We start from the raw sequence: 546 nt of genomic DNA on the forward strand, positions 1-546 counted from the left end.
TGGTAAACCTTGTAAGTGGTCCAAACTAGTTGTGGTAATAAAGGTTTGCACGTTTTCCTTGATACCATCCAATAAACGAAGTTGACGGTGGTTGTCAAGCTCACTCATAACATCATCCAATAAAAGAATTGGACTATCTCCGGTTATGGCTTTAATCAGCTCAATTTCTGCCAGTTTTAGAGATAAAATTAAGCTGCGTTGTTGACCTTGGCTACCAAAGGAAGCGTCCATATCGTTGATAAAAAAGGTCAGATCGTCGCGGTGCGGTCCGACACCGGTATTCTTTTTGAAGCTATCTCGGCTAAAGGATTTGGCCAATTGGTCTAGGAANGGTCTAGGAAATTTTGCTTAATCTCGGCTGGTTCTTGAAATTTAACCGATGACTGATAGGAAATTTTTAGATGCTCCAGCTGGTTGGAGATGATATGGTGGTGCTTATCAGCTTCCACTGTCAAGTCTTGGACAAATTGATAACGATGCTCCATGACCCGACTGCCAAAATCAGCTAGTTGTTCATCAATGACTGCCAAATAATCCTTATCAATG

Annotated in this window: 1 pseudogene; it reads right to left on the reverse strand. The window is 41.5% G+C overall.

Annotated elements, in window-relative coordinates:
* Positions 1-318, reverse strand: a pseudogene (locus tag FH871_RS34590) (DNA replication and repair protein RecF); the annotation flags it as partial.
* Positions 319-546 lie beyond the last annotated feature (228 nt).

This window comes from Larkinella sp. C7, from assembly GCF_006149005.1.
Classification (GTDB): domain Bacteria; phylum Bacteroidota; class Bacteroidia; order Cytophagales; family Spirosomataceae; genus Larkinella.